The sequence below is a fragment of the Streptococcus oralis genome (assembly GCF_001579175.1).
Classification (GTDB): domain Bacteria; phylum Bacillota; class Bacilli; order Lactobacillales; family Streptococcaceae; genus Streptococcus; species Streptococcus oralis_O.
On record NZ_KQ970760.1, the window covers coordinates 729,989 to 737,800 of the forward strand.

8 protein-coding genes and 1 pseudogene are annotated in these 7,812 nt (G+C 36.7%); 3 read left to right on the plus strand and 6 right to left on the minus strand.

Going from position 1 to position 7,812, the window contains the following annotated elements; translation table 11 throughout:
- The 6 genes from SORDD24_RS07890 to SORDD24_RS11930 form a co-directional block, all read right to left on the minus strand.
- Window positions 1–1,677, minus strand: a 1,677-nt coding sequence (locus SORDD24_RS07890; RefSeq protein ID WP_061409349.1) for a DNA polymerase, incomplete at its 3' end; no start/stop codon positions are given.
- Between the two features lie 171 nt (window positions 1,678–1,848).
- Window positions 1,849–1,992 carry a hypothetical protein gene (locus SORDD24_RS11335; protein WP_173276729.1) on the minus strand — a complete coding sequence of 48 codons (144 nt, stop codon included), beginning with the start codon at window positions 1,990–1,992 and terminating at the stop codon, window positions 1,849–1,851.
- A 17-nt stretch (window positions 1,993–2,009) separates the two neighbouring features.
- Entirely contained in the window at window positions 2,010–2,555 is a 546-nt protein-coding gene (locus SORDD24_RS07895) for a DUF2815 family protein (protein ID WP_061409351.1), read from the minus strand.
- Between the two features lie 4 nt (window positions 2,556–2,559).
- Window positions 2,560–3,681: a DUF2800 domain-containing protein gene (locus tag SORDD24_RS07900; RefSeq protein WP_061409352.1), complete on the minus strand. Its 1,122-nt coding sequence runs from the start codon at window positions 3,679–3,681 to the stop codon at window positions 2,560–2,562.
- Entirely contained in the window at window positions 3,674–3,991 is a 318-nt protein-coding gene (locus SORDD24_RS07905) for a hypothetical protein (protein ID WP_061409354.1), read from the minus strand. Before SORDD24_RS07905 ends, SORDD24_RS07900 begins: the two co-directional genes overlap by 8 nt.
- Entirely contained in the window at window positions 3,966–4,100 is a 135-nt protein-coding gene (locus SORDD24_RS11930; RefSeq protein ID WP_257994450.1) for a hypothetical protein, read from the minus strand. Before SORDD24_RS11930 ends, SORDD24_RS07905 begins: the two co-directional genes overlap by 26 nt.
- A 304-nt stretch (window positions 4,101–4,404) precedes the next feature.
- On the opposite strand from SORDD24_RS11930, the gene SORDD24_RS07910 reads away from it, so the two are divergent.
- The 3 genes and pseudogenes from SORDD24_RS07910 to SORDD24_RS07920 form a co-directional block, all read left to right on the plus strand.
- Window positions 4,405–6,690 carry a phage/plasmid primase, P4 family gene (locus SORDD24_RS07910; protein ID WP_061409356.1) on the plus strand — a complete coding sequence of 762 codons (2,286 nt, stop codon included), beginning with the start codon at window positions 4,405–4,407 and terminating at the stop codon, window positions 6,688–6,690.
- A gap of 278 nt (window positions 6,691–6,968) precedes the next feature.
- Window positions 6,969–7,250 (plus strand): VRR-NUC domain-containing protein, encoded by a 282-nt coding sequence (locus SORDD24_RS07915; protein ID WP_006153521.1) that lies wholly within the window; start codon window positions 6,969–6,971, stop codon window positions 7,248–7,250.
- Window positions 7,231–7,812, plus strand: a pseudogene (locus SORDD24_RS07920) (SNF2-related protein); the annotation flags it as partial. The gene SORDD24_RS07915 and the pseudogene SORDD24_RS07920, both read left to right, overlap by 20 nt.

The following is a 7,812-nucleotide window of genomic DNA, read 5'->3' on the forward strand; positions in this document are numbered from 1 at the left end:
CCCTTCATAAGTTACCGATTCCCCTCCGAATTGATTCTCTCCAATTCTTGGCTTGACATAAGCTAATCTTCGCCCAGAGGGAAGAGTAATAAATAACATTCCTCTTTCAACACTGAATCGAATTCCATGACTCTCCGTTTCAGTTTGTTCCTTGATAGCAGTCTTGACGGCATTATCGATATCCCACCACAGCAGAACGATGTTAGGGTTGGCTGATCGCCATGAATCAACAAGAGGTTGTAGTTCTTCTTCAGCTAATCCCATCTCAATAGCTCCCATTGCTTTAAGAGCACCTACAGCTCCACCATAGCCTAGAGCTAGCTCTGCAATCTTTCCTTTTTGACGTAAGTGTGCATTAACTCCATGTTTCTCTACTGGAACATGGAACATTTTACTGGCACTAGCGCAGTAAATATCCTCTCCTTTATTAAAAACTTTAGTTCTCCACGTCTCACCTGCTAGATGGGATAGGACTCGAGCTTCAATAGCAGAAAAGTCGCAAACAATAAATTTCTTATCTTTACTAGGTATAAAAGATGTTCGAATAAGCTGTGACAGTGTGTCTTGAATATCGTAGAGAAATTCAACAGTATCACTATCTCCAGACTGAAAGAGTATTCTCGCTTCATTTAAATCTTTTAAGTGGTTTTGTGGTAGGTTTTGAAGTTGCACTAATCGTCCAGCCCATCGCCCAGTACGGTTTGCTCCATAGAATTGGAACATTCCTCTTACACGTCCATCTTTACAAACACAATTCATCATTGCCTGATATTTGGATACACTTGATTTTGCTGCTTGCTGACGTAATTTTAGAACCCTTGCAGTTTTTTCATCAACTTTATGTAAAAGGTTATTTACAGTCTTTTTATCTAGTGAATCTGTTTCTATATTGTGTTCACGTAACCAACCAATCATCTGTAGAACGGAGTTGGGATTTTCAAGACCTGTTAAAGCTTTCAATTCTTCTTGGATTTTTGCTTTACTCTCTGCATCAATTTTGATAGCTGACTGGACAAAGTCAACATCAACTCCAATACCGCAGTCATTGATATTCTGATCAAGGTGGTACTCATCCCATACAAAGTCAGGAACAGGGAAGTTTTGCAACCTTTTTTTGATTGCTAGTTCAACTTCTACATCTCGTTTATTATATTCGATAAAATTTTTCCATTTCTCTGGCGCGTGATTTTCATAATTACGTGTTCGACCACCATTTACTTTTGTGGGTTTACAAGGAAGGCAGAAGTAGCGAATTAATTCACTCCCAACTTTTAGTTTTTGTTCACGAAGTTTAAGAACCGTACCTACACCTTCAAGTGACAAGGGCAATCCCAAGTAAGCAGACCAAATCATGCTACATCGCCAAGAGTTTGGGGATAAATAGTTCTCGTTAAGTAAGATAGGGTAATGTCTCTTAATCCAATTAGATAGGCAAATGCGCTCAAATGTTGCGTTAAAAGCCCATTTAATGACTGTATCATCAAGCAAGGCTTGTAGGATGACATTTGGAAGTTTATTCTTAGTCAGATCATAAACAATTACAGGAGCATTATTGATAGATACTGCTAGAAGAAGGATTTCAAAAGATTCATCTTCCGCATATCGATAGACTCCAGTTTTCCGTAGGTCTACATCACAATAAGTTTCTATGTCTACTGATAGTTCTTTAATTTGCATAATTCATCCTTTCTTAAAAAGGTGGCAGAAAGAACTGCCACCATGTTTTAGTGTTTATTTCTGCGACTAAAGAATCGTTCTCTCTCATATCTGATGTCATTGCGAATACTAACATATAAAAGATGGCTGAGTAAAGCGATTGTGAGACAAGATGCGACAGTCCATAGGAATTCAATTATTGTCATTTGCATTCACCATTTTTTGTTTTCTCTCTTTTTCTGATCGGATATCATCTCGAATTGTCATAAATGCAGCATATAGTCCAGTGAATAGCCAAACTGCCATTAAGATAGTCATAAAAATTGAAAAAATCATCTTTCATATCTCCTTTCTTAGTTTAAGAAATCATCATCGTCTGTAGCGAAGTCATCTTCAGCACTTGTACGACCTCCTAGAGGCTCACCATCTCGTAATTTTTGCAGGTTATTAAGACCGCAAGCAATTCCCTTATTTCCGTTTGAATTGAAAGCGTAGAAGGAGATGCTGGCACGTCCATAGATACCGGAGTATAACTCTGAAGTATCAATGATTTCTTGACGGTTAGCATCAACAATACCAGGTTTATGTGGAGAGTTCGCATTCACGAAGTAGGCATTGCGATAAGCTTCATCATCAGGACGTTCCAAGTCCCCATCTCGTAGTGGTGTTTTTAATACTTCTAATGATGGAACGGATTTTCCGTTCACTTTTAGTTTAGATTCACCTTCTTTATAGGCTTGTTCAATTGCTGCTTTAATTTTATCAATAGTTTGAACATCATCTTTTGAAATGATGAGTGACACGCTATACTTTGGTTTACCACCATTAATAGCTTTTGGTTCATTAGCGTTTAAATAACTAAAACGTGTATCTTTTCCTGTAATAACTTTTGTTGTCATAAGTTTAGTCCTCTATAAAATCTGTTTTTGCTAGGTTCATTTCTTGACGATTATCATCAATTGGAACGAGTGTAGGTTTTCCATTTGGTTTTATAATTAGATTATCAAGAAGCTCATTAAAGGCTTGTTTTCCAAGCAGTTTAGTCATCCCAGTAATGTTCAGTAGTTTCTTTTCATAGGGGTCAAATCCTGCAGCAGTTACTGTTTGAATTACTTTATTTTCATCTGAGAATTTTCGAATAGAACGTCCTTCAACTAGCTTGTAACCTGGGATTGTATGGCCATTTGTAGCTAAATTTAAAGCATGATTTCTGACATCGTTAGCCCATGTTATCAATAGTTCAATTTTAGGTAAAATCTCCGATATATCTTTATTACTGAGAGTAGCAGGATCAGCAAATTCAATCTTGGCAAGTTCTAGATTATCTTCTGCACGTTTGCGACAGATACTTTTTATTTTGCAGAACTGGCAGTGTTTTCCTGATTTCATTTCTCCTTCACCCTTGAAAGCTAGTTCAGCTTTAGGAGATAGTTCAGTTTCAGCCCAGTGAAGTAGTTTTTCTTTGTCCATTTCAAATGTTGAAACATTGTGCTTTCGTGGTTGGAAAATAGTCATTGTCACTTTATCAAAACTGTATAAACCTTCAAACATTTCTAAAGCACCTAGAGCATAGCACATCATTTGGGGGTTATGGTCAGCATCAACCAGTACACCGAGACCGTGTTTATAATCGATGATTTGTAGCAAACCATCAGCCACAATAATACAGTCTCCTGTTCCAAAACCTTCTGGAACCCATTTTGAGAAATCTAGTCGCTGTTCAACAAGAACAGTTGGATCTCTAGAATATGTTTTTGCGATTTCTATCTGTTCAACTACATAGTTCCGATATTCTTCTGCGCAATGTTGCATTTCCTCATTATAGAAAGTTAAGTTTTCAGTAGGATCACGCGCCTTACGTCCAAGTGCACTCTCAACTAAATAGGCACACAACTCATGGGCATCTGTTCCTTCCAATGCATACGTTGAAACCTTATCTTCTAATTTTTCGGTTAATCTTACTGATGGTGGACAATTTAGCCATCGATGAGAAGCAGAAGCGGATAATACAGCATGATTAGTCAATACCAATACCTCCAGCCTCTTCCATTAAAGCTGAGTAGTTTTTAGGATCTAATTTTGAAAGTGAGTCAGCACCATAAGCTTTTAACAAAGCTCGAATCTCATCTTTAAATCCTTCACTTGCTTTTGTAGCAAGTACACCACGTAATTCTTCAAGAGTAACATGTCTTGATTCTTCCATAACTTTTTCGTGACTTGAAGAAGTGTTTTCTTCAGACAGTAGTTCTTGAAACTCCTCTATCATTTTTAACTTGCACTTTGCTGATTCCTTCATTTCATTTAATAAGTCATTCAGTTGTTTCATTTTGCTCATATTGTTCGTCCTCCTTGATTTTTTTAGCTAGTTGTTTTGAGATAACACTGATGGCAGTCAGTGTATCTACTAATTGTTCATCGTGTTCAATCAATTGTTCTTTTGTCATTTCACATCCTCCTATCTTTATAGGTAAGAATCACTTTAGAATTTCCGGATTTTAAAAAATATTTTTCTATTCGATTTCTAATTCTTACACCTGTATAGGTAAAAAGAGATGATTGAATTCCGGTTTTTTCAAAAATTAATAAAAAATTTAAAACAAAGAAAACTCTCCCTTTGACATATAAAGGAAGAGTATTTTTTTTGAAATAAATTTCTGCTGAACCGGAAAATAGCAGGCAAATTTTACCTATAAAGATAGAAAGAGAAATAGACTCTCAATTTATTAGCAGATTAAGGAGGAGTTGCGGATGCAATTTTCGTTATGTCATTCTGGAAAGACAGGTATCCAAACAAGTACTGTATATCCCAATAAAGTCAGAATAACAGATGACAAATCATTATTGAATGCAGTTCATTACGATCATGTAGGTGCAGAGTTTACCAATCACACTCGCTCAAACTCAAATTTTATAAAATCAAATGTTATTGTCATGGATATTGATAATGACAAGACAGACAACCCTAATGAGTGGGTTACAGAAGAGAACATTAAAGAAATCTTTATTGATTATAACTTTGCTTTGGTTACTAGTCGAAACCATATGTTGTCTAAGGGTGCTATGATAGCACGTCCAAAGTTTCATATTTATTTCCCAATTAATGAAACGAACGATAGGGAAGCTTATGTAGCAATGAAAGAAGAGCTCACGAATAGGTATCAATTTTTTGATGATAATGCAAAAGATGCTGCAAGGTTCTTCTTTGGCAATCCTAAAGCTAAAGTTATATGGAATGATTCATGGATGACTATCGACGAAGGTTTAATTCAACTTAATTCTATAGATATAGAAGAAGATTTTGATGCTGACTTTTATAGACCACCTAAAAGACCTATCGCTGAGGGAAGTCGAAATTCAACAATGTCAGTTTTTGCGGCTAAAATTCTTAAAAGATTAGGGGTTACACAAGAAGCAAGAAGTGGTTTTGATGAGCAGGCATCTAGATGTGAGCCACCATTAGAGAAATCTGAACTAGACACAATCTGGGGAAGCGCGGTTCGATTTTACAATAAGACTATTAAAGCTTCAGATGATTATATTTCACCAGATAGTTTCAATAGGCCTTCTTTAAAACCGGATGATTTTTCTGATATCGGAGAAGCTGGAGTATTAGCTAGAGAGTATGGCGATGTTTTAGCTTATACAAATGCGACAGACTATTTAACTTTTAATGGTCAGTATTGGAAAGAAGATAAACAATTGGCTATAGGAAAGGTTCTTGAGTTTATGGACTTCCAACTAGCAGATGCTCTTGAACAATACGAAAAGTCCGTAATAGAGTTAGTCAACTCCGGAATTGATGAATCAGTAGTGCGTGAAGGTGGTAAAGCTCTTGCTAAAGTGATTGAAACACCGATCCAACAAAAACTTCATTCTATTTATCTTTCCTCAAAAGCTTATTATCAGTTTGTGATGAAGCGAAGAGATTATCGCTATATTACTGCGACTCATAATACTGCAAAACCAATGTTAGCCATTGATTTATCAGAACTTGATAAGGACGATATGTTGCTCAATACTCCCAACGCTACCTACAACTTAAGAAATGGACTTAGGGATTACCATGAACATGATCCAAAAGATTACATTACAAAAATGACCACTGTATCTCCAGGTAATGAAGGCTTTGGATTATGGAAGGAAACTTTAGCTACTTTTTTCTGTAATGACCAGGAGCTGATTGATTATGTACAGGAAATCATCGGTATGACGGCAATAGGAAAAGTCTATCAAGAACATATGATTATCGCTTATGGCGGAGGAGCAAATGGGAAATCAACCTTTTGGAATACAATTGCAAGGGTACTCGGAAGCTATTCTGGCAAATTATCTGCAGATGCTTTAACCATGAATAATAAACGAAATGTGAGTCCAGAACTTGCTGAGTTAAAAGGGAAACGTCTTGTTATTGCTTCTGAAATGGCAGAAGGAATGAGATTGAATACTGCAGTGGTGAAGCAAATTACCTCAACTGACGAAATTCAAGCAGAAAAAAAGTATAAGGATCCATTCCATTTTGTTCCATCTCATACGCTGGTACTTTATACGAATCATTTACCAAAAGTTGGGGCTAACGACGATGGTACTTGGCGTCGTTTGGTTGTTATTCCATTTAATGCCAAAATTACTGGTTGTTCAGATATTAAGAATTTTGCGGATTATCTGTATGATAACGCTGGGCCAGCAATTTTATCGTGGATTATTGAAGGTGCGGAAAAAGCCATCAGAGCAAATTTTAAAACATCAGTTCCAAAAGCAGTAAAAAACTCTGTCAAATCCTACCGCGAAGCTAATGACTGGTTGGGACATTTCATCAATGAAAGTTGTGAAGTGGGAGAAACATTAAGTGAGAAATCAGGAGAACTGTACAGCAAGTATCGTGCATATTGCCTTCAAAATTTAGAATACACACGAAGTACAACTGATTTCTATGCTGCACTTAATCAAGCTGGTTATGAACGAAAACGGACTAATAAAGGGAATTTTATTATGGGGTTATCATTAAAAGCTGATGACGATGACTTTCTAAACTAATGACTTACACAGTGAGGCTGTATCACCACTAGATTTTAAATCAAGTATTTTTGGAGTGTAAGTCGTTGAAGTATTCAGTGAAAAATAATTTGTGAAGTATGGTCAAAAAGTTTATGGATTAAGTTCCACGACTTCCATTTCTTTGTTTAGTGTAAGTCAATGATGGTCTTTTCTAAAACTATCTCTATAGGAAATTTAACTAAGAAAAAGTATATAAGGAAAGTTTAGGAAATGACCTCATTAGACCTCCACCATTTAAATCTGATGAGAGGACAAGTATGAGAGAAAAAGTGATTGAACAAAAGTTAGCAAGCGAGGTTTTAAAGCGTGGTGGTATCTGTCCAAAGTGGGTATCACCCTCCTTTTCAGGAGTACCTGACCGACTGGTATTCTTACCCAATGGCAAGTTTGGTTTGGTGGAAGTAAAAGCACCTAATCAACATCCTAGAGCTTTGCAGGTGTCACGGCATAAGTTATTTGAACATTTAGGATTTCGAGTCTATGTTTTAGATAATAAGAAAGATATTGAGGGGATATTGGATGAAATTGAAACTGCATGACTATCAAGAAGTCACCAAAGACTTTATCATAAGAAACCCTCATGTAGCAGTCATTTTAGACATGGGGATGGGAAAAACAGCTACAACCCTGTCAGCCATTAACGATCTAATGTTTGACCGTTATGAGGTCTCAAAGGTTTTGGTAATTGCTCCGCTTAGAGTCGCAAATACAGTATGGAGTGACGAAATAGAGCAGTGGCAAGAACTGTCTCATCTGAGATATTCAAAAATTGTGGGTACTCCAAAACAACGACAAGAAGCACTCCAAAAAGATGCGGATATCTACATTGTAAATCGTGAAAACATCCCTTGGTTAGTTGAAGAGTGTCATCCGCATTTCAAGTGGGATATGATTGTCATTGATGAATTAAGTTCATTCAAATCATGGCAATCAAAACGTTTTAAAGCTTTTATGGCCATGCGCCCTTACATGAAACGAGTGGTAGGTTTAACAGGCACACCAAGTTCTAATGGATTGATGGATCTATTTGCGGAGTTCAAGGTCATTGATGGCGGTGTTCGTTTGGGACGTTTTATCGGAGAATACCGAAGTCGTATTTTA